Consider the following 21209-nt stretch of genomic DNA (forward strand, 5'->3'; position numbering starts at 1 on the left):
GCTGAATCTCGTCTTATTCGTCAAGAAGGCCTTTTTAGGCGCCTTTGACTGTCAGGTCAGTTAAATCATGCTTGACAGTGAAGGGTGGATGGCGGCGAAATGACTGAGCGAAATTTCATTTAGTGATCATATGATCAGTCATAAGTACGATCACGGCAGCGGAGCCAGACGCCATGAACACACCTTTTCCGGTGGCTATCGGATGCGATGAAGCGGGTTTTGAGCTCAAAGAGCTGTTGAAGCGCCATATCGAGGCGCTGGGTTACCCGGTGACCGACTTCGGCACCCATTCCACCGCGCCCGTGCTTTACCCCGACATCGCCCTGGCCGTGGCCAACGCAATCAATGCCGGGCAGCAGCGCCTGGGTGTGCTGGTGTGTGGCACCGGGATCGGCATGGCCATTTCCGCCAACAAGGTGCTGGGCATCCGTGCGGCCCAGGCCCATGACACCTATTCGGCGGAGCGGGCGCGCAAGAGCAACGATGCGCAAATCCTGTCCATCGGCGCGCGGGTGATCGGTGCGGAGCTGGCCAAAAGCATCGTCAAATCGTTCCTGGAGTCGGAGTTCGAGTCGGCGCGTTCCGGCGCCAAGGTCGAGCGCATCAATGCGATCGAGCGCGACGGGCATCAGTAGTGGACTAAACGGGGCAAGAGTCGGGAGAATGCGCCTTTGACGCCGAAACGGAAGCCCGTCCCCATGAGTGACAGTACCCAGCGCATTGCCAGCGATATCGATCAGATGACCGAAGTGGCAATGCTCTATTACCTTGAGAACGTCACTCAGGAAGCCATTGCCAAGCGCTTCGACCTGTCGCGGGCGAAAGTCAGCCGCTTGCTCAAGCGTGCGCGCGATGAGGGGATCGTCGAGGTGCGCGTGCTGCAGCACCCGGCCATGAACAACGAGCTGGAGCAGGCATTGGTGCAGCGCTTCAAGCTGGACCGCGCCTTGATTGCCGTGGACCACAGCGAGCCCGACACCCAGCGCTCGGCCGTTGCCAGCCTGGTGGCCAACTACCTGAACAAGACGCTGAGCGATGGCATGATTGTCGCGGTAGGCATGGGTCGTAACGTCGGCGCGGTGGCGGACAACGTATTCTTGCCGGTCACGCGCAATTGCACATTTGTCTGCGCCATCGGTGGTTCGCTCAAGGCCGGCGAATACATGAACCCCGACCATATCTGCCGGCGCCTGGCGCTGCGCTTCGGGGGGGAGAGTGAAAGCTTGTATGCCCCGGCCCTGGTGGCGAACCCGGAGTTGCGCGGGGTGCTGATCAATAACGACACCGTGCGCTCCACGCTGGATCGGGCGCGGCGCGCGGATATTGCGTTGATCGGTATTGGCGACATGAGTGAGAACAGCAACATGGTGCGCATGGGCTGGTTTTCACCGCAGGAAATCGCCCAGGCCCGGTTGTCCGGCACCGTGGGCGACATGATGGGCTATGACTTCATCGACATTCATGGGCAGCCGGCGGTCAACGCGATCCAGGGGCGGGTGATCGGGTTGACGGTGCAGGAGTTGTTTCGCATCCCGGATGTGGTGGCGATTGCCAGCGAAAATACCAAGGCGGCGGCGACGCTGGGGGCGTTGCGGTCGGGGGTGATCAATACGCTGGCCACGACGGTGACCAATGCGCACACCATCCTGGCGTTGGATGACGCTACCCGTAAGTCCTGACACCACGATGCCCCTGTAGGAGCCGGCTTGCCGGCGATGGCGGCGATGGCGGCGATGGCGATTGTGAGGACGCCATCGCCGGCAAGCCGGCTCCTACAGGTGAGATTACAGATCTTGTAATAGTTTTGCGTTGTAGGAATTTTGTGTTTCAGATGTAGGATTCAAGTCCTTTTGTAATTTCAGGACTTGCATGAACACCCTCTCGGAGCCCCCCAGTCGTCTTTCCCCAAGACTTGCGCTGCCGCTGTTCCCTCTGAAGCACCCCGTATTCCGACTGCTAACCTTGTACCGGTCCACTGACCGCGCCTTGCCGTGCCCGGCGTTCTGAAAATCGATGACTGAAGAGACTCAATAAATGGAATGGTTAGCGGATCCAACGGCCTGGCTCGGCCTGTTGACCTTGATTGTGCTGGAACTGGTGCTGGGCATCGACAACCTGGTGTTTATCGCGATCCTGGCGGACAAGCTGCCGCCGGAGCAGCGTGACCGTGCGCGGTTGATCGGCCTGTCCCTGGCATTGCTGATGCGCCTGGGCCTGTTGGCGAGTATTTCCTGGCTGGTAACCCTGACCCAGCCGCTGTTCGAGGTGTTCGACAAGACCTTCTCGGGCCGTGACCTGATCATGTTGTTTGGTGGTGTGTTCCTGTTGTTCAAGGCCACCATGGAATTGCACGAGCGCCTCGAAGGCCATGTGGCCCAGCGCACGGGCAATGCCGCCTACGCAATGTTCTGGCCGATCGTGGCGCAGATCGTGGTGCTGGATGCGGTGTTCTCCCTGGACGCGGTGATTACCGCCGTGGGTATGGTGGACGAGCTGGCGGTGATGATGATCGCGGTGATCGTGTCCATCGGCGTGATGATCGTCGCGAGCAAGCCATTGACTCGCTTCGTCAATGCGCACCCGACGGTGATCATGCTGTGCCTGGGCTTCTTGATGATGATCGGTTTTGCCCTGACCGCCGAAGGCCTGGGCTTCCATATTCCGAAGGGTTACCTGTACGCAGCGATTGGTTTCTCGATCCTGATCGAGCTGTTCAACCAGATCGCCCGGGCCCGCCGCAAGAAGTCGGCGCAAGGTGTGTTGCCGGTGCGTGAACGCACGGCTCATGCCGTGATGCGCTTGCTCGGCGGTCGTAGCCTGGCGGTAGAAGAGGTGAGCGATGAGGTTGCCGACCTATTGGGTGAGCCGGATGCTGCGCAAGGCCCGCTGTTTGATCGGCGCGAGCGTGTGATGATCAGCGGCGTGCTGCAACTGGCCGAACGGCCGATCCGCACACTGATGACACCGCGGGCCAAGGTCGACTGCATCGATCTGGCGGACGATCCCGACAGTATTCGCCTGAAACTGATGCATTCGTCCTACTCGCGACTGCCGCTGATCCGCAACGGCGCGGTCGATGAGCCGCTGGGCTTTGTGCACAAGAAGGAGTTGCTCAAGGAATACCTGGCCGGTAACGAGCCGAACCTGGAGCACCTGGCCCGCCGGGCGATCAACCTGCTGGACAGTTTCTCGGTGCTCAACGCGCTGGAACAGATGCGTCAGGAATCCACCCACATTGCGTTCGTGATCAACGAGTTCGGTGACTTCATGGGCGTGTTGAGCATGACCGACATCCTGGAATCCATCGCCGGTGAGTTGCCGGACGCCAGCGAAATCGAGGGGCCGGATATTGTCGAGGAGGGGGCAGGTTTCCGCGCCAACGGTGCACTGAACCTTAATCAAGTGCGTCAGCGTACGGGCTTCAACGCGGTTGCGACCGATGATTACCAGACGTTGGCCGGCCTGGTGATGAGCCTGCTGGATCGCCTGCCCGTGGTGGGCGACAGCCTGGTGCATGAAGGCTGGCGCCTGAGTGTGGCGGCCGTCGAGGAGCGGCGCGTGACCCAGGTGTCTATGGTGCGTGAAACGTAAAGCGGTCCTTGCCGGCGTGCTTTGACACATACAGCGCCTGGTCCGCCTTGATCAGTGCCTGGTTCAGGGTTTCACCATCCTCCACCCGGGCCAGGCCGATGCTGATGGTCACCGGGTGTTGGGTCGCTTGCTCACGCACTCGGGCACAGAGCAAGTCCGCCAAGTGCGCCGCATCCTCGCGGCGCACGCCTGCCAGATAGATCCCGAATTCTTCGCCGCCCAGCCGGGCGTAATCGAAGTCGACCATGACCGCCTTGATGTCCTGGGCTACGCGCTTGAGGACTTCATCGCCGATGTCGTGGCCATATACATCATTCACCCTCTTGAAGTTGTCGATGTCGATCATCGCCAGGTAGTGATCGTGCGTCTTGGGCTGTTGGCTGAGCTTTTTCCCGGCGCTGGTCATGAAGGAGCGACGGTTGGGGATTTCGGTGAGGGTATCGAGGTAAGCCTGATCCAGCAGCAATCTGGACATGATGAAGTTATGCAGCTTGGCCTGGCGCAGTTTCAGGAAGCTGTAGAGCGTCAGGAAGGTCAGGAACACCGAATAGAAGGTCACCAAGGCGCCACGCACTTCCAGTAACGAGAGCTGGGCCAGGTGAAACGGGTTGAGCAATGCCCAGGTGATCAGCATTGTCGCGATGAACGACCAATGCTTGAGCGGTAGCACCGATGCACTGTAGAGGATGCTTGAGGCTGCCAGGATCAGCCAACTGGGGTGCAGATCCATCGGCAAGCCTTCGATCAGCAGGCGGGTGCCGAGGGCGATGACCGCGACGAATATCAGGTTGATCCACTGGAAGTGCCGGGCGTCGCGGGTAAATCCCAGGGTAATGGTGTTGATGGTCAGCAGCGCGAGAAAGAGCATCGAAAGCCCGGTAAAACCCTGGCCGCCCGGAAAGCTGACAATCAGGTCGAACACCAGCCAGATGCAGATGCTCGCGATGTAGATCAGCAGGCAGAAAGGCTTGAGTCGCTCGAAATCATGCTGGGCGAACTCACGTTGCAGGGCGGGTGAGGGCTGTTTCTTGAGGACTTCGGCTTCAATGGTCTTGAACATTGCTGACCCTGGATCGGCTGAGACGGCATTGAGCAGCGTAGACGCTGGTCGGTGCCTCGCCAGTGCGGGGTTCAGGCGTATTTGTTCAATAAATCCAGAGTGGCGCGCTCGCCGAGGCCGGGGAGCGTTTCCAATAAGGTGCTGTTCTGGTAGACCAACAGCATCGGCACTCGGGTGACGGCCGGATGTCGGGGGGTGTCTGTGCAGTCGAGAATCAGCACCTTGATCTGTGCCCGGTAGGGTTCGATCAAACGCACAAAGCGTGGCAGCGCGTCCTCGCAAGCGGTACAGCCGGGTGACACAAACACCACAAACACGGCAAGAGGTGTGTCCAGCGCCCGCTCAAAGGCTGCCTTGTCCTCGATGACGGCATTGACGTAGTCCATTGGCGCTCATCCGTAAGTCGTTTGGCTCACGCTAAATCGGCAAACGCCATGCGTCTACTGTCAACTTTCACAGGTCCGTGTCGCGCTCCAAGCGTTCCCGCGCCTTGCGGGCCTGGCTTGCGCATTTCTTGTATTCAAGGTTGTCCCTTGAAGCCTTCGCCTGGCGGTAGCCGTGGTGGTTCTGGCTGGTGTAGTTGGTGCTCAGGGCTGCGTTGAGCTTGCGCAGTTCTTCTTTGCATTGGCGGCGGTCGTTGCTGGCCGAAGCACTGCCGGCCACCAGAAACGAAAGCAAAACCAGGGTGAGGCGGAACGTCATCAGGGCGGAGTCCTTGTCGGGATGAATGTGCAAGGCTAGCCCAGCGTGGGGATTTTTCCACGCGCCAGACGCACTGCAACGGTGCGCGGTAACGCCTTTGTGGCGCACGCAAGTGGGGCCTGTCACCGCTGTGTGGGGCCTTGGGTAGCAAAGTGATTTCAGGTGCTGGCTTAACGCCTTACTCCATATCCTCTTTTATATAGTTGATTTAACACAGATTTATCCATGTCGTTTTTTTCTGTTACCGCGTGTGGCACACTTTCTGCTGTCTATTCCGTTGTTACATACTAAGTTCCGGTATAGCGGAATACACAACTCCTGGAGTGCTTGTCATGCATCACCGACCTTCCGTGTTTAAAGCGTGTGTTTTTCTCTTCGCCGCATCGGCTTCCCTCGCCAGCATCGTGCAGGCGGCGGACAGCAAGCTCGATGATGTGCTCAAGCGTGGGCACTTGATCGTGGGTACAGGCAGTACCAATGCGCCGTGGCACTTCCAGGGAGCGGATGGCAAGTTGCAGGGGTTTGATATCGACATCGGCCGCATCGTGGCCAAAGGCTTGTTCAATGACCCGAGCAAAGTCGAGTTCGTGGTGCAGTCGTCTGACGCGCGGATTCCCAACCTGCTGACCAACAAAGTCGACATGAGTTGCCAGTTCATTACCGTCACCGCCAGCCGGGCCCAGCAGGTCGCTTTCACCCTGCCGTACTACCGCGAAGGCGTGGGTCTGCTGCTGCCGAACAACAGCAAATACAAAGAAATTGAAGACCTGCAGGCCGCCGGCGATGGCGTCACCGTGGCTGTGCTGCAAAACGTGTATGCCGAAGAGCTGGTGCACCAGGCGCTGCCCAAGGCCAAGGTCGACCAATACGACAGCGTCGACCTGATGTACCAGGCCGTGAACTCCGGTCGCGCCGATGCCGCCGCCACCGACCAGTCCTCGGTCAAGTACCTGATGGTGCAGAACCCCGGCCGCTACCGCAGCCCGACGTACGCCTGGAGCCCGCAGACCTACGCGTGCGCCGTCAAGCGTGGCGACCAGGACTGGCTGAACTTCGTCAACACCGCGCTGCATGAAGCCATGACCGGCGTGGAGTTCCCGACCTACAAGGCCTCGTTCAAGCAGTGGTTCGGTGTCGACCTGCCGGAACCCGCGATCGGCTTCCCGGTTGAGTTCAAGTAAATCGAAAACCTGGGGCGTCGCTGACGACGCCCCAATCAGGTACTGCTGACCATGAACTATCAGTTGAACTTTGCCGCCGTGTGGCGCGACTTCCCCAGCTTGCTGGCGGGGCTCGGCCTGGGCCTTGAGCTGGCGCTGCTGTCGATCGCCATCGGCTGCGTGATCGGCCTGATGATGGCGTTTGCCATGCTCTCCAAGCACCGTGCGTTGCGTGTCTTCGCCTCGGTGTACGTGACGGTGGTGCGCAATACGCCGATCCTCGTGTTGATCCTGTTGATCTACTTTGCGTTGCCCAGCCTCGGGATCCGTCTGGACAAGATCCCGTCGTTCATCATCACTTTGTCGTTGTACGCCGGTGCTTACCTGACCGAAGTATTCCGCGCCGGGCTGTTGAATATTCCCAAGGGCTTGCGCGAAGCCGGGCTGGCCATCGGCCTGGGCGAGTGGCGTATCCGCGCCTACATCACCGTGCCGGTGATGCTGCGCAACGTGCTGCCCGCGCTGTCGAACAACTTCATTTCGCTGTTCAAGGACACGTCGCTCGCCGCCGCCATCGCGGTGCCGGAGCTGACCTATTACGCCCGCAAGATCAATGTCGAAAGCTACCGGGTGATTGAAACCTGGCTGGTCACGACGGCGCTCTACGTGGCTGCCTGTTACCTCATTGCCATGCTGCTCCGTTACCTGGAACAGCGTCTGGCGATCCGTCGTTAAGGAGGGCTTTCATGTACGAGTCCCCAAGCTGGCTGCATGAGTTGTGGATCGCCCGGGATACCTTGTGGGCGGGCTTTCAGGCCAGTGTTTATGTGTCGGCGCTGGCGATTATCTTCGGCACCCTGATCGGCATTTTCGCCGGGTTGATCCTGACCTACGGCAAGTTCTGGATGCGTGCACCGTTTCGTCTGTATGTCGATTTGATCCGTGGTACGCCGGTGTTTGTGCTGGTGCTGGCGTGTTTCTACATGCTGCCGGCGCTCGGTTGGCAGATCACCGCGTTCCAGGCCGGCGCGGTCGGGTTGACGCTGTTCTGCGGTTCCCATGTTTCGGAAATCGTGCGCGGCGCGCTGCAAGCCATTCCCCGTGGACAACTGGAAGCGGGCAAGGCGATCGGCCTGACGTTCTACCAGTCCCTGGGCTATGTGTTGCTGCCCCAGGCGCTGCGCCAGATTTTGCCAACCTGGGTCAATTCCTCCACGGAAATCGTCAAGGCCTCGACCTTGCTGTCGGTGATCGGCGTGGCCGAGTTGCTGCTCAGTACCCAGCAAGTGATCGCGCGCACCTTCATGACCCTGGAGTTCTACCTGTTCGCAGGCTTTATGTTCTTTGTCATCAACTACGCCATCGAGTTATTCGGGCGCTACATTGAAAAGCGGGTGGCCTTGCCATGAACCAACCTCACACCAACCAACCGCTGCTGAACATCCGTGGCCTGCGTAAGCAATACGGCCAGGTGGAAGTGCTCAAGGGCGTGGACCTGTCCATGCAGCGCGGCAATGTGGTGACCTTGATCGGCTCCAGTGGCTCGGGTAAGACCACATTGCTGCGTTGCGTCAACCTGCTGGAAGAGTTCCAGGGCGGCCAGATCACCCTGGATGGCGAGTCCATCGGCTACAGCGAAATTGCCGGCAAGCGCGTGCGCCACCCTGAGCGCGTGATTGCCCAGCACCGTGCGATGACCGGCATGGCGTTCCAGCAATTCAACCTGTTCCCGCACCTGACGGCCTTGCAGAACGTCACCCTCGGCCTGCTCAAGGTCAAGAAGATGGGCAAGGACGAAGCCGTCGCACTGGCGGAAAAATGGCTGGACCGCGTAGGACTCCTGGAGCGGCGCAATCACTTCCCCGGCCAACTCTCCGGCGGCCAGCAACAGCGTGTGGCCATTGCCCGCGCCATTGCCATGAACCCCAGCCTGATGCTGTTCGACGAAGTCACCTCGGCCCTCGACCCCGAGTTGGTGGGCGAAGTGCTCAGCGTGATCAAGGGTTTGGCGGAGGAGGGCATGACCATGTTGCTGGTCACCCACGAAATGCGCTTTGCCTATGAAGTCTCGGACAAGATCGTTTTCATGAACCAGGGCCGCATTGAAGAACAGGGCACCTCGAAGGATATCTTCGAACGCCCGCAATCGCCGCGCCTGGCGGAATTTCTCAAGAACATTCGTTTTTAATCAGGAGCCTTTTTTTATGAGCATTACTCGTTACGGTGCCGGTAGCACAGCCGGCGGTGGCCAACCCCGCCCTTTCGCCCGTGCGGTGGAAGCCGATGGTTGGTTGTACGTCTCAGGCCAAGTGCCTGCGGTGGACGGCGAAATCATCACCGGCGGTATCATCGAACAGACCCGCCAAACCATGCGCAACGTGGTGGCGATCCTTGAAGAAGCCGGTTACGAATTGAAAGACGTCGTACGCGTCGGCGTGTGGCTGGAAGACCCTCGGGACTTCTGGAGTTTCAACAAAGTGTTCGGCGAATACTTCACCCCGGAACACGCCCCGGCGCGCGCCTGTGTGCAGGCGAACATGATGGTCGATTGCAAGGTCGAGATCGATTGCGTGGCGTACAAGAAAAAAGGCTAAATTGCCCGCCGCTTTCTCTGTAGGAGCGAGCTTGCTCGCGAAGATCGTCAACGATGACGCGCGTAGTCTGGATGAATGCGTTGTCCTTGGGTTTTTCGCGAGCAAGCTCGCTCCTACAGGGGCCTCAACCAACTTGGGACAGATGATTGCCATGACCGAAGACACCATCAAACGCCGCGCCAAGGGCCTGGACCGTGCATTCGATATCCTCGATTTTCTCAAGGAAATCGGCCAGCCACTGCGCCCGAATGATATTGCCAGCGGCATCGGCAGCCCCAAGTCCACCGTCTACGAACTGGTTGCGTCGCTGCTTGAGCGACGCATCCTGGAAACGGTGGGCAAGGACGGTCACGTCTACCTCGGCCGCCAGCTGTATTTTCTCGGCCAGGCGCACCTGCGCCATTTCGACCTGACCCGCGAGGCCGACCACGCCTTGCAGGAAATCGTCAGCCAGACCCACGAAACCGCGCAGATGTGCCTGCTCAACGGGCGCAAATACACGGTGGCGCTGATGCGTGAAGGCGAGCGGCATTTCCGTATTTCCTCGGACATCGGCGAAAACGCGCCGATCCCGTGGACCGCTTCCGGACGCCTGTTGCTGGGGCACTTGAGCGACCAGCAGATCATCGACCTGATCGATCACGACGACTTCATCCTGCCGGACGGTCAGCGCCTGCCGCTGGAGACCTTCCTGGCGCAAATCCGTCAGGCCACCCTCGATGGATTCTTCTCCTTCGACAGCGTGGCCGACACCTTTACCCATTGCTTTGCCGCCCCGGTGCGGGACGCGCAAGGCATCAGCATCGCGACGCTGTGCATCGTCGCTCCACGCGCCGATGCCACAAAAAACTACAACGACTATCGCCGGGTGTTGATCGACAGCGCCAACAACCTGGCCCGGCGTATCAACGAATAGGAGTTTTCCATGTCTGCCATCAATGCCGTTGAAAAGGGCGCCGCCGCCGTCGGGGCCCACCTGGTCCGTGACGTCAGCCTGCCTGCTCTGGTACTGCACCGTGACGCCCTGGAACACAACATCCGCTGGATGCAGGACTTCGTCAGCAAGAGCGGCGCGGAGCTGGCGCCCCATGGCAAGACCAGCATGATGCCGGCGCTGTTTCAGCGCCAGATCGAAGCGGGTGCCTGGGGAATTACCCTGGCGAATGCCGTGCAGACCCGCGCTGCGTATGCCGGTGGCGTGCGTCGCGTGCTGATGGCCAACCAACTGGTGGGCGCGCCGAACATGGCGTTGATCGCTGACCTGTTGGCCGACACGGACTTCGATTTCCATTGCATGGTCGATCACCCGGACAACGTTGCTGATCTGGGCCTGTTTTTCGCTGCCCGTGGCTTGCGCCTGAACGTCATGATCGAGTACGGCGTGGTCGGCGGCCGTTGCGGCTGCCGCAGCGAGCAAGAAGTGCGTGACCTGGCCAAGGCGATCAAGGCCCAGCCGGCCCTGGCCCTCACCGGTATCGAAGGCTACGAAGGCGTGATTCATGGCGAGCATGCGATCAGCGGCATTCGCGCCTTCGCCGCGAGCCTGGTGCGCTTGGCCGTGGACCTGCAGAACAATGGTTCTTTCGACCTGCCCAAGCCCATCGTCACGGCGTCGGGTTCGGCCTGGTACGACCTGATCGCCGAGTCGTTCGAGGAGCAAAACGCCGCCGGACGTTTCCTCAGCGTGCTGCGCCCTGGCAGCTACGTAGCTCATGACCATGGCATCTACAAAGAGGCGCAATGCTGCGTGCTCGACCGTCGCAGCGACCTCAGCGAAGGCCTGCGCCCGGCCCTGGAAGTCTGGGCCCATGTGCAATCGTTGCCCGAGCCGGGCTTTGCAGTGATCGCCCTGGGCAAACGTGATGTGGCCTACGACGCCGGTTTGCCGGTGCCGCTCAAACGCTACAAGGCCGGTATTTTGCCAGCAGAAGGTGATGATGTGGGCACGTGCAAAGTCACCGCGGTGATGGACCAGCATGCGTTCATGACCGTGGCGCCGGGCGTTGAGTTGCGTATTGGCGACATCATTTCGTTCGGTACTTCCCATCCTTGCCTGACGTTCGACAAGTGGCAGGTCGGCTGCCTGGTGGATGAGCAGTTGCAGGTGATCGAATCCCTGGAAACCCGATTCTGAGTGTAAAGCCATGACCCGCTTGTCCCCACGCATCGCCCTGATCGGCGAATGTATGATCGAACTGCAACACCGCGCCGACGGCAGCCTGCACCAGAGCTTCGGCGGCGACACCCTGAACACGGCCGTCTACCTGCGCCGCGAGCTGGGCGACACCGGCAGTGTCGACTACGTCACCGCCCTGGGCGATGACAGTTTCAGTGATGCCATGTGCCAGCAATGGGCGGATGAAGACCTCGGCCTGGGCATGGTCCAGCGCCTGCCCGGACGTTTGCCGGGTTTGTATTGCATCCAGACCGATGCCAATGGCGAGCGCAAATTCCTTTACTGGCGCAACGAAGCCGCTGTGCGCGACTGCTTCACCACGCCTGCCGCCGAACCGATCCTGGCGGCCTTGCCGGACTACGACGTGGTGTATTTCAGTGGCATCACCCTGGCGGTGTTGGGTGAAATCGGTCGCAGGCGGTTGCTGCAAGCGCTGATCGAAACCCGTCGGCGAGGGGGCAAGGTGGTGTTCGACAACAACTATCGGCCGCGTCTGTGGGCCAGTGTTGAAGCGGCTCGCGCGGCGTATCACCGTGTGTTGGCCGAGGTGGATATCGCCTTGCTGACTGAGGATGACGAGCGTGCGTTGTTTGGCTATGCCGACAGTGAACAGGTGTTCGCGGCGTATCCGGGGATTGAAGAGGTGGTGCTTAAGCGTGGGGCGGATGAATGCCTGATCCGCTGCAAGGGCGAGCGCTTTGCCGTGCCGGCGCTGAAGGTGGAAAAGGTGGTGGATACGACAGCGGCGGGGGATTCGTTCAGTGCGGCGTATTTGGCTGGGCGGCTGAAAGGCGGCACTCCAGAGCAAGCTGCTTTGGCTGGACATCGGCTGGCCAGTCGCGTCATCCAAGTGCCCGGCGCACTCATCCCCAAAGGTTAAGCGGATCTGTTGTGGCGAGCGGGCTTCCTGTGGCGAGCGGGCTTGCCCCGCGTTGGGCTGCGCAGCGGCCCCTAAAAAAGCGGGAGCGCTGCGCACTCCAACGCGGGGCAAGCCCGCTCGCCACAACAAGCCCGCTCTCCACAATGGGCCGGCTACATGCCTGTCAATCGCGGTAGAAGACCTGCACCAAGTGGTACCCGAACTTGCTCTTGATCGGCCCGTGAACCACTTTCACCGGCTTCTTGAAAATCACCGCATCAATCGCCCCCACCATCTGCCCAGGCCGCACTTCACCCAAATCGCCGCCACGCTTGCCGGACGGGCAGGTGGAGTACTTCTTGGCCAGCACATCAAAGGCTTCGCCCTTGGCGATGCGCAGCTTGAGTTGTTCGGCTTCTTCGCTGGTTTTCACCAGGATATGACGGGCTTGGGCTTTCATTGATCTCTACCAGGTGTGCGACGGCGCGCGATTATGCCTGAACTCATTCGACCACGCTGATCATGCTGCGGATTTTCGTGGCCAGCAGGTCGATGGAAAACGGCTTGGCGACCATGTCCATGCCGTCCTCCAGGAAACCTTGGCGTTCGGCGGCTTTTTCGGCATAACCGGTCATGAACAATACGCGCAGTCCGGGGCGGTGTTGGCGGGCGATCTCCGCCAGTTGCCGGCCGTTCATGCCCGGCAGGCCAACGTCGGTCACCAGCAAATCCACGCGCAGGTCCGACTCCAGCAGCGGCAATGCCGCCCGTGCGTCCGCCGCCTGGTGCGCGGTGTAGCCCAGTTCATCGAGTACGTTGACCACCAGCATGCGCACCGCCGGGTCGTCTTCGACCACCACCACGGCTTCGCCGGCCAGGGCCACCGGTGCTTCAGCCAGACTGGCGGGCAAGCTGCTTTCCAGCGCCGTGCCATGCAGGCGCGGCAGGTACAGGCGCACGCAGGTGCCCTGGCCCGGCTCGCTGTGGATGGTCACATGCCCACCGGACTGCTGGGCAAACCCGTAGATCATCGACAACCCCAGGCCGGTGCCCTGGCCGATGGGCTTGGTGGTGAAGAACGGGTCGAACGCCTTGGCCAGAATCTTCGGTGCCATGCCGGTGCCGTTGTCACACACGCCGAGCATCACGTAGTCGCCGGCCTTGACCGGTTCAAGGGTGGTGATGTCGGTGCCGTCCAGGTAGCTGTTGGCGGTTTCGATCAGCAGTTCGCCGCCGTCGGGCATGGCGTCACGGGCGTTGATCACCAGGTTGAGCAGGGCGTTTTCCAATTGGCTGGCGTCGGTATTCACCGCCCAGATGTCGTGGCCCAGTTGCACCTTCAGCGCGATGTGCGCGCCTTTGGTGCGGCGGAACAAGTCTTCCAGGGAGGCGACCAATTGGTTCGGGTCCAGCGGGCGTCGGTCCAGCGACTGGCGGCGTGAGAACGCCAGCAAACGGTGGGTGAGGGCGGCGGCGCGATGGGCGGAGGACACAGCCGCGTCAGTAAAACGGCCGATCTCGTCACTGCGCCCGGCGGCGATGTAGCGCTGCATCAGGTCCAGGCTGCCGATAATGCCGGTGAGCATATTGTTGAAATCGTGGGCAATCCCGCCGGTGAGCTGACCCACGGCCTCCATTTTCTGCGCATGGCGCAGCGCGTCTTCGGCACGCTCACGCTCGTACATCTCGTTTTGCAGGCGCTGGTTGGCTTCGGCCAACGCCTGAGTGCGTTGGGCCACACGTTCTTCGAGGTTTTCGTTGAGGTGACGCAGGGCTTCTTCGGTGAGTTTGCGTTCCGTCTCATCGATCACAAAGATGTAGAAACCATTCACCGAACCGTCATTGCTGAAGCGCGGCAGGTACTTCATCAAGGCGTGGCGTGGGCGGCCGTCGCGGTGCGGGGTGATGGTCATGAAGCTGCAAGCCTTGCCCTTGAGCGCAGCGGCGATCTTGTCTTCACGTCCTGCATACACCTCGTCGCCGAGCACTTCGCGGATGGTCTTGCCGTACAGCTCCTGGGGTGTCATGCCGTACCAATCCAGATACGCGCTGTTGTTCAGGCGAAAGCGCTGTTCATGGTCGACGTACCCAATCAGCACCGGCATGGCGTTGATGATCAACTGCAGCTCGGTCTGGCTCTGACGCAGGGCCTGTTCGGTGTGTTTGCGTTCGGTCAGGTCCAGTGCGGCCCCAAGGAACCGTGTCGGCCGACCTTGATGATCCTTGTAGCAGCGGCCCCGGGCGAACACCCAGCGTATCTGGCCGTCGGCCTGCAACAGGCGGTATTCCTCGGCGTACTCGGTGCCGAAGGTGATGCAGTGCTTGATACTGCGCGCCACCATGCCACGGTCTTCCGGGTGTACCCCGTGCAGGTAGTCGCTGATCGGCAACAGGCGCGCATCGCTGGGGTCGACGCCGTGCAAGTAGGCGAAGTGCGCGTCGGCGATAAAGCGGTCTTCACCGATATCCCAATCCCAAGTGCCTACCGCGTCGGTGGCGGCCAGGGCCAACTGCAAGCGTTGCTCGGTGTTGTGTTGGGCCTTGCGGCGTTCATTGGTTTCGATGGCGGTGACGAGGATGCCGGCCACACGGGTGCTTTCATCGCGGATCGGGCTGTAGGTCAGGTCCAGCCAGATTTCCATGTCGCGATTGTTGCGTTGCAACACAAAGCGCTGCTCGCTGAAGGTGCGCACCTGGCCGCTGAGTACGGCGTCATAGATCGGCGCGGTAAAGCTTTCCAGCTCCGGCCAGGTCTGATGCGCCGGCTGCCCCATTGCTTCAGGATGTTTGTTGCCGGCCAACTGGGCGAAGCCGTCGTTGTAGAGTTGCGTGAGTTGGTCGCCCCACAGCAGGAGCATCGGCATCGGCGAGTGGACGACGATATCCACGGCGGTGCGCAGGCTTTGCGGCCAATCACTGGCCTCACCGAGCGGGCTTTGCGCCCAGTCCAGCCGCGCAATCAACGCAGCGGCTTCGCTACCGGTGGATGTTCCAATCATGAAAAAGCCCTGAGCGTAACGCTTTGAAAAAAGATGACAACACCCATTATCCCGTGACTTGGGAATGGGTGACTACCCCCGAAAAATAGCATGCATTCGGGGTTTGTCTTCAAATGAGTACGTCAGCGCTGAAACCTTTCATCCGTTCGCCAGTTCAGGCCGGTCGCGAAACTGCTCCAGTGCCTGCGGGTTGGCCAGGGCGTCGGTGTTCTTCACCGGCTCGCCGTGCACCACATTGCGCACCGCCAATTCGACGATCTTGCCGCTGATGGTGCGGGGGATATCGGTGACAGCGAGGATCTTCGCCGGTACGTGGCGCGGTGTGGTGTTGGCGCGGATCACCTGGCGGATCTGCTGCTCCAGCGCGTCATCCAGCTCGACACCCTCGTTAAGGCGCACGAACAGCACCACGCGCACGTCGTCCTGCCAGCGTTGGCCGATGGCCAGGCTTTCCTGCACCTGTGGGATTTTTTCCACCTGGCGATAGATCTCAGCCGTGCCGATCCGCACGCCGCCGGGGTTGAGCACCGCGTCGGAGCGCCCGTGGATCAGCAGACTGCCGTTGGGGCGCTGTTCGGCGTAGTCCCCTTGGGCCCAGACGCCGGGAAACAGACTGAAATACGAAGCGAGCAGTTTCTTGCGCTCCGGATCGTTCCATAGGCCGATGGGCATGGCCGGGAAATGCCGGGTGCACACCAGCTCGCCTTTTTCGCCGACCAGCGGCTGGCCCTGTTCATCCCACACCTCGATGGCCATCGCCAGGCTCTTGCACTGCATTTCACCGCGACGCACCGGCAGCACCGGGTTGCCGATCACAAAACAGGAGACGATATCGGTGCCACCGGACATGGACGACAGGCACAGCTCGCCCTTGATCTCGCGGTACACGTAGTCGTAGCTCTGGGGCGATAGTGGCGAACCGGTCGAAATCAAGCCTTTGAGACTGCTCAAATTGTGGCTCAGGCGCGGTTGCGAGCCGGCCTTTTCCAAGGTGGCGAGAAACTTGGGACTGGTACCGAACACGCTGATCTTCTCGGCATCAATCAGCTCGATCAGCCGCTCGGGGCCTGGGTGAAACGGCGAACCGTCATACAGCACCGCCGTGGCGCCAATCGCCAAAACCGACACCAGCCAGTTCCACATCATCCAGCCGCAGGTGGTGTAGTAGAACAGGCAGTCCTCGCGGGACAGGTCGGCATGCAGGCCGTGTTCCTTGAGGTGGGTGAGCAGCACGCCGCCGGTGCCGTGGATGATGCACTTGGGCACGCCGGTGGTGCCACTGGAATAGAGGATGTACAGCGGATGATCGAACGGCACCGCGGCGAATTCAGGCTCGCCGCCGGGCTGATAGAAGTCCTGCCACAGCGCGACGCGGGCGTGGGTCTGATAGTCCTCGATCCTTGCCTGGGGACGCGCGTACGGCACGATGATCAACTGCTCCAGGGACGGTAGGCGTTCGAGGATTTCATTGAGCTTGGCGGTCTGGTCGATGGTTTTGCCGGCATAACGATATCCGGCGCAGGTGATCAGCACCTTGGGTTCGATCTGGCCGAACCGGTCGATCACGCCCTGGGTGCCGAAGTCCGGCGATGAGCACGACCAGATTGCGCCGAGGCTGGTGGTGGCAAGCATGCCCACCAGGGTTTGCCAGGTATTGGGCATACACGCCGCGACGCGATCACCCTGGACCACACCGGCCGCCCGCAGGCTGTTTTGCAGGCCAGCGACATGGGCGGCCAGTTCGGCGTAGGTCAATTGCTCGCGCTGGCCGTCTTCGCTGATGGCGACCACGGCGGGGTGATCGTCGCGGCGGCGCAGCAGATGCTCGGCAAAGTTCAGGGTCGCGCCGGGGAACCACTGGGCGCTGGGCATCTCGGCGTCTTCTATCAGCACCGCCGTGGGCGGGCTGCGAAATTGCACGTCGAAGTATTCCACGATCGCCCGCCAGAAATCCGCGCGCTGGTCGATGCTCCACTGGTGAAGCGCCGGGTAGTCGCTGAGCTGCACGCTGTAGCGCTGGTTGATGTAGCGCCGGAACTGGTCCATCCGCGTGTGGGCGATGCGTTCCGGGGAGGGTTGCCAGAGGATCTCGGACATAGTGGGCCTCTTGTTATTGTGCCAGCCAGCCGCCGTCGATATTCCACGCCGCGCCCCGTACTTGGGCGCCGGCGTCGCTGCACAAGAACAGCACCAGCTCGCCCAGTTGCGGCGGGGTGACAAACTCCAGCGACGGCTGCTTCTCCGCCAGCAGATCATGCTGCGCCTGCTGTGGGTCAACGCCAGCGGCGGCACGGTCATCAATCTGCTTCTGCACCAGCGGCGTCAGCACCCAGCCGGGGCAGATGGCGTTGCAGGTGACGTTACTGGTAGCGGTTTCCAGGCCGACGACCTTGGTCAAACCAATCACGCCGTGCTTGGCCGCCACATACGCCGCCTTGCCCACCGAACCGACCTGGCCATGCACCGAGGCAATATTGACGATACGCCCCCAGCCCTTGGCTTTCATGCCCGGCAAGCTCAAGCGTGTACTGTGGAACACCGACGACAGGTTGATCGCAATGATCGAGTCCCAGCGCTCCGCCGGGAAGTCTTCCACCGCCGCCACATGTTGGATGCCGGCGTTGTTCACCAGGATATCCACGCCGCCGAATTCACGCTCGGCGTAGGCGATCATGTCGGCGATCTGCGCCGGGTCGCTGACGTCCGCCGGATGATGGCCGACCTTGCCGCCGAAGGCCTGCACCTGGGCGATCACCGCGCTGGCGTCGCCAAAACCGTTGAGGATCAGGTTGGCGCCGGCCTTGGCCAGACTCAAGGCAACCCCCAAGCCGATGCCGCTGGTGGAGCCGGTGACCAGGGCGGTCTTGCCGTTCAATGTCGTCATGAAAACCTCACACAATGCCGGTGGCGTAGAAAGTACCGATCACCACGAACACCGCGAGGGTCTTGATGATCGTGATGCCGAAAATGTCCTTGTAGGCTTCGCGGTGCGTCAGGCCGGTGACCGCCAGCAGCGTGATCACCGCGCCGTTGTGGGGCAGGGTGTCCATGCCGCCGCTGGCCATGGCCGCGACGCGGTGCAGTACTTCAAGGGGGATATTGGCCGCATGGGCCGCCGAAATAAAGCTCTCGGACATGGCTGCCAGGGCGATGCTCATACCGCCCGACGCCGAGCCGGTAATACCGGCCAGCAGGGTCACGGTAATCGCTTCGTTGACCAGCGGGTTGGGGATGCCCTTGAGCCAGTCCGCCAGCACCAGAAAGCCCGGCAGCGAGGCGATCACGGCACCAAAGCCGTATTCCGACGCGGTGTTCATCGCCGCCAGCAACGCGCCGCTGACCGCGCTTTTGCTGCCTTCAGCGAGCTTGCTTTTGATCGCCGAGAAGCCGAACACCAACACCATGACGATGCCCACCAGTAACGCCGCTTGCACCGCCCAGATCGCGGTGAGCTTGGCGATTTCGGTGGTTACCGGGGTGGTCATGCCTGGCAGGGCAAGGCTGTGGGTCTTGCCGTACCACTGCGGGATCCAATGCGTGAACAGCAGGTTCATCACGCCCACCAGGATCAGCGGCGACAGCGCGATCCAAGGGTTGGGCAGCGCCAGGTTATCGGCGGTTTCCGGCTCGTTGCGCAGTTCGGTACCGTAACCTTCACCGGCCCGTTGCGCCTTGTTGCGCTGGCGCGCCAGGTACAGCATGCCGGCGCAGAACACGAAGATCGTGCCGATCAGGCCCAGCCACGGCGCCGCCCAGGCGGTGGTGTTGAAAAAGGTGCTGGGGATGATGTTCTGGATCTGCGGCGTGCCGGGCAGCGCGTCCATGGTGAACGAGAACGCGCCGAGGGCGATGGTCGCCGGGATCAGGCGCTTGGGGATATTGCTCTGGCGGAACATCTCCGCCGCGAACGGGTACACCGCAAACACCACCACGAACAGCGACACGCCGCCGTAGGTGAGCAGGGCGCAGACCAACACGATCACCAGCATCGCCTGGCGCGTGCCAAGCAAGCGGATCGCCGCCGCCACAATCGAACGCGAAAAGCCAGACAGCTCGATCAGCTTGCCGAACACCGCGCCGAGCAGGAACACCGGGAAATACAGTTTGATAAAACCGACCATCTTCTCCATGAACACGCCGGTAAAGGCAGGCGCGACGGCGGACGGGTCGGTGAGCAGGACAGCGCCGAGCGCGGCGATGGGGGCAAACAGGATAACGCTATAGCCACGGTAAGCAGCCAGCATCAGCAACGCGAGCGCTGCCAGGGCAATGATCACACTCATGGTGTGTCTCCATCGGATTGTTATTTTTGTGGGGTGTTGCTGTAGGAAGGGCTATAGCGAGATGTGTGCCAACTAGTTAAGTTATTGAAATATATAGATTTTATTCTTTTTTATTGAGATTTATCTCTAGTTAGAGACAAGCGAGCCCCTGTAGGAGCGAGCTTGCTCGCGAAGGTCGTCAGCGATAACGCGGGGATCCTGAACGAACGCGGTGTAATTTGGTTTTTCGCGAGCAAGCTCGCTCCTACAATGGAATGTCTTTAAATTGAGACTTTTGTCTCGTTATGGAGATTCGTTTATTCCCAGCGCCACCATCTTCTTGTACAGCGTCGACCGTCCAAGCCCCAACTGCTTGGCCGCCTCCACCACATTGCCCTCACATGCCCTCAACGCCGCCGTGATGATCTGCCGATCAAACCGTTCCCGCGCCGTGTTGAAACTTTCCCCCTCAACCGTCGCGACGGCGCTGCTACGCGCCACCTGCGTAAAAGTACCAATGGCCGCCCGTATTTCCCTGGCATTCAGCACCAAGTCATCACTCAGCAGTGCCGCCCGCTCCAACACATTGCGCAGCTCACGGATGTTCCCCGGCCACGCATGCTGCGCCAGCAGCGCCAGGGCTTCACGGTCCAGCTCATGCTGGCTGCGCAACTCCTCAAGAATCGCCTCGCTCAACGCGGGAATATCCTCCAGCCGCTCACGCAACGGCGGCACCTGGATGGGCAGTACATTCAGCCGGTAATACAGGTCGGCGCGGAACTCACCGCGTTTGATCGCCGCTTCCAGGTCCATCGACGTGGCCGCGATCACCCGCACATCGCTGTGCAGCATCTCGTTGGAGCCGACCGGCTCGAATTCCTTTTCCTGCAACACCCGCAGCAATTTGCTTTGCAGCGGCAGGGGCATGTCGCCGATTTCATCGAGGAACAACGTGCCGCCCTGGGCAATCTGGAATTTGCCCGCACGGCCCTTGCGGTCGGCGCCGGTAAACGCGCCCGGCGCGGTGCCGAAGAACTCGGCTTCGAGCAGGTCAGCGGGAATCGCTGCACTGTTGATGCTGACAAAAGCCTTATGCGCACGGCTTGAAGCGCCGTGAATCGCCTGGGCCAGCAACTCCTTGCCGGTGCCGGTCTCGCCCAGCAGCAACACTGGCGACTCGGCGCTGGCACTGCGCCGCGCCCGGCGTTTCACTTCGAGGCTGGCGGCGCTGGTGCCGATAAAGTGGGCGAAGTTGTATTTGCTCTGGCGCGAACGCAGTAACGAGCGTGTCGAGGCCAGTTCCTGCTGCATACTCAGGTAGCGCTCGATCAGCGGTGACAGGTTGCGCAGTTCATCGAACAACGCAAAGCCGATCGCGCCGATCACTGCGCCGGCATCGTTGTGGATCGGCAAACGCATTACCACCAACGGGCCTTTGGGCGTGTCCTGGATGTCCAGCAGGATCGGCTGGTCGTTGCGCACCACCTGGCGTAACAGGCTGTTGGAAATCACCTGCTCGCAGGGCTGGCCGATGGCTTCATCGGCGCTCTTGAGGCCAAAGCGCTTGGCGTAGCGCTCGTTCATCCACACGATGTTCGCGTCGCGGTCGACAATCACCGTGCCTTCGCTGGACTGCTCGATGATCTCGAACAGCGACTGGATCGCCAGGCCGCGAACCTGTTGGTAATCCGTGAGGCTGGTACTCATACGCGATAATCCTGTAGGAGCGAGCTTGCTCGCGAAAAACGTCAACGATGACGCAGCGTTAATCGGTACCCCGTGTTGCCTGTGGTTTTCTCGCGAGCA

20 protein-coding genes are annotated in these 21209 nt (G+C 60.9%); 11 read left to right on the forward strand and 9 right to left on the reverse strand.

The window, feature by feature from the left end; genetic code table 11:
- Positions 1 to 173: 173 nt before the first annotated feature.
- The 3 genes from rpiB (at position 174) to HX868_RS10395 (ending at position 3591) form a co-directional block, all read left to right on the forward strand.
- Positions 174 to 635, forward strand: coding sequence for a ribose 5-phosphate isomerase B (gene rpiB, locus HX868_RS10385; protein ID WP_010210973.1), 462 nt, complete (start codon positions 174 to 176; stop codon positions 633 to 635).
- A 63-nt stretch (positions 636 to 698) separates the two neighbouring features.
- Complete coding sequence (locus HX868_RS10390) at positions 699 to 1679, forward strand: sugar-binding transcriptional regulator (protein ID WP_177002787.1); 981 nt, start codon at positions 699 to 701, stop codon at positions 1677 to 1679.
- Positions 1680 to 2034: 355 nt separating this feature from the next.
- On the forward strand, positions 2035 to 3591 hold the full coding sequence (locus tag HX868_RS10395; RefSeq protein ID WP_177002788.1) for a TerC family protein: 1557 nt from the start codon (positions 2035 to 2037) through the stop codon (positions 3589 to 3591).
- On the opposite strand, the gene HX868_RS10400 is transcribed toward HX868_RS10395, so the two are convergent.
- The 3 genes from HX868_RS10400 to HX868_RS10410 all read right to left on the reverse strand — a co-directional run bounded on the left by HX868_RS10400 (position 3572) and on the right by HX868_RS10410 (position 5353).
- Positions 3572 to 4651, reverse strand: coding sequence for a GGDEF domain-containing protein (locus HX868_RS10400; protein ID WP_177002789.1), 1080 nt, complete (start codon positions 4649 to 4651; stop codon positions 3572 to 3574). The two genes, HX868_RS10395 and HX868_RS10400, sit on opposite strands and share 20 nt — an antisense overlap.
- A gap of 71 nt (positions 4652 to 4722) precedes the next feature.
- A complete protein-coding gene (locus HX868_RS10405) occupies positions 4723 to 5037 on the reverse strand; it encodes a thioredoxin domain-containing protein (RefSeq protein ID WP_177002790.1) in 315 nt (104 codons plus the stop codon).
- Between the two features lie 67 nt (positions 5038 to 5104).
- The gene (locus HX868_RS10410; RefSeq protein ID WP_177002791.1) at positions 5105 to 5353 is read right to left on the reverse strand and encodes a hypothetical protein; all 249 of its coding nucleotides are present in this window, start codon (positions 5351 to 5353) and stop codon (positions 5105 to 5107) included.
- 332 nt (positions 5354 to 5685) lie between these two features.
- Here HX868_RS10410 and HX868_RS10415 point away from each other — a divergent pair, with 332 nt between their 5' ends.
- The 8 genes from HX868_RS10415 to HX868_RS10450 all read left to right on the forward strand — a co-directional run bounded on the left by HX868_RS10415 (position 5686) and on the right by HX868_RS10450 (position 12163).
- Entirely contained in the window at positions 5686 to 6534 is an 849-nt protein-coding gene (locus tag HX868_RS10415; RefSeq protein WP_016976587.1) for a transporter substrate-binding protein, read from the forward strand.
- A gap of 51 nt (positions 6535 to 6585) precedes the next feature.
- Positions 6586 to 7248, forward strand: a complete 663-nt coding sequence (locus HX868_RS10420) for an amino acid ABC transporter permease (RefSeq protein ID WP_010210962.1) — start codon at positions 6586 to 6588, stop codon at positions 7246 to 7248.
- Between the two features lie 11 nt (positions 7249 to 7259).
- Positions 7260 to 7922, forward strand: a complete 663-nt coding sequence (locus HX868_RS10425) for an amino acid ABC transporter permease (RefSeq protein WP_095016607.1) — start codon at positions 7260 to 7262, stop codon at positions 7920 to 7922.
- On the forward strand, positions 7919 to 8701 hold the full coding sequence (locus HX868_RS10430) for an amino acid ABC transporter ATP-binding protein (protein ID WP_016976585.1): 783 nt from the start codon (positions 7919 to 7921) through the stop codon (positions 8699 to 8701). Before HX868_RS10425 ends, HX868_RS10430 begins: the two co-directional genes overlap by 4 nt.
- 16 nt (positions 8702 to 8717) lie before the next feature.
- On the forward strand, positions 8718 to 9107 hold the full coding sequence (locus HX868_RS10435; protein WP_010210958.1) for a RidA family protein: 390 nt from the start codon (positions 8718 to 8720) through the stop codon (positions 9105 to 9107).
- Between the two features lie 151 nt (positions 9108 to 9258).
- Positions 9259 to 10023 carry an IclR family transcriptional regulator gene (locus HX868_RS10440; RefSeq protein ID WP_016976583.1) on the forward strand — a complete coding sequence of 255 codons (765 nt, stop codon included), beginning with the start codon at positions 9259 to 9261 and terminating at the stop codon, positions 10021 to 10023.
- 9 nt (positions 10024 to 10032) lie between these two features.
- Entirely contained in the window at positions 10033 to 11241 is a 1209-nt protein-coding gene (locus HX868_RS10445; protein WP_177002792.1) for an amino acid deaminase, read from the forward strand.
- Positions 11242 to 11251: 10 nt separating this feature from the next.
- Entirely contained in the window at positions 11252 to 12163 is a 912-nt protein-coding gene (locus tag HX868_RS10450; RefSeq protein ID WP_177002793.1) for a sugar kinase, read from the forward strand.
- 163 nt (positions 12164 to 12326) lie between these two features.
- On the opposite strand, the gene HX868_RS10455 is transcribed toward HX868_RS10450, so the two are convergent.
- From HX868_RS10455 to HX868_RS10480, 6 genes are all read right to left on the reverse strand, one after another.
- The gene (locus HX868_RS10455; protein ID WP_177002794.1) at positions 12327 to 12602 is read right to left on the reverse strand and encodes a peptidylprolyl isomerase; all 276 of its coding nucleotides are present in this window, start codon (positions 12600 to 12602) and stop codon (positions 12327 to 12329) included.
- Positions 12603 to 12645: 43 nt separating this feature from the next.
- On the reverse strand, positions 12646 to 15141 hold the full coding sequence (locus HX868_RS10460; RefSeq protein WP_177002795.1) for a PAS domain-containing hybrid sensor histidine kinase/response regulator: 2496 nt from the start codon (positions 15139 to 15141) through the stop codon (positions 12646 to 12648).
- Positions 15142 to 15279: 138 nt separating this feature from the next.
- Positions 15280 to 17238, reverse strand: a complete 1959-nt coding sequence (locus tag HX868_RS10465; protein WP_177002796.1) for an acetoacetate--CoA ligase — start codon at positions 17236 to 17238, stop codon at positions 15280 to 15282.
- A gap of 13 nt (positions 17239 to 17251) precedes the next feature.
- Positions 17252 to 18025: a 3-hydroxybutyrate dehydrogenase gene (locus HX868_RS10470; RefSeq protein WP_177002797.1), complete on the reverse strand. Its 774-nt coding sequence runs from the start codon at positions 18023 to 18025 to the stop codon at positions 17252 to 17254.
- A 7-nt stretch (positions 18026 to 18032) separates the two neighbouring features.
- On the reverse strand, positions 18033 to 19424 hold the full coding sequence (locus HX868_RS10475; protein ID WP_095016601.1) for a GntP family permease: 1392 nt from the start codon (positions 19422 to 19424) through the stop codon (positions 18033 to 18035).
- Between the two features lie 282 nt (positions 19425 to 19706).
- Positions 19707 to 21110 (reverse strand): sigma-54 interaction domain-containing protein, encoded by a 1404-nt coding sequence (locus tag HX868_RS10480; RefSeq protein WP_177002798.1) that lies wholly within the window; start codon positions 21108 to 21110, stop codon positions 19707 to 19709.
- Between the last annotated feature and the right edge of the window lie 99 nt (positions 21111 to 21209).

Origin of the sequence: Pseudomonas reactans, assembly GCF_013385825.1 — a bacterium.
Taxonomy (GTDB): domain Bacteria; phylum Pseudomonadota; class Gammaproteobacteria; order Pseudomonadales; family Pseudomonadaceae; genus Aquipseudomonas; species Aquipseudomonas reactans.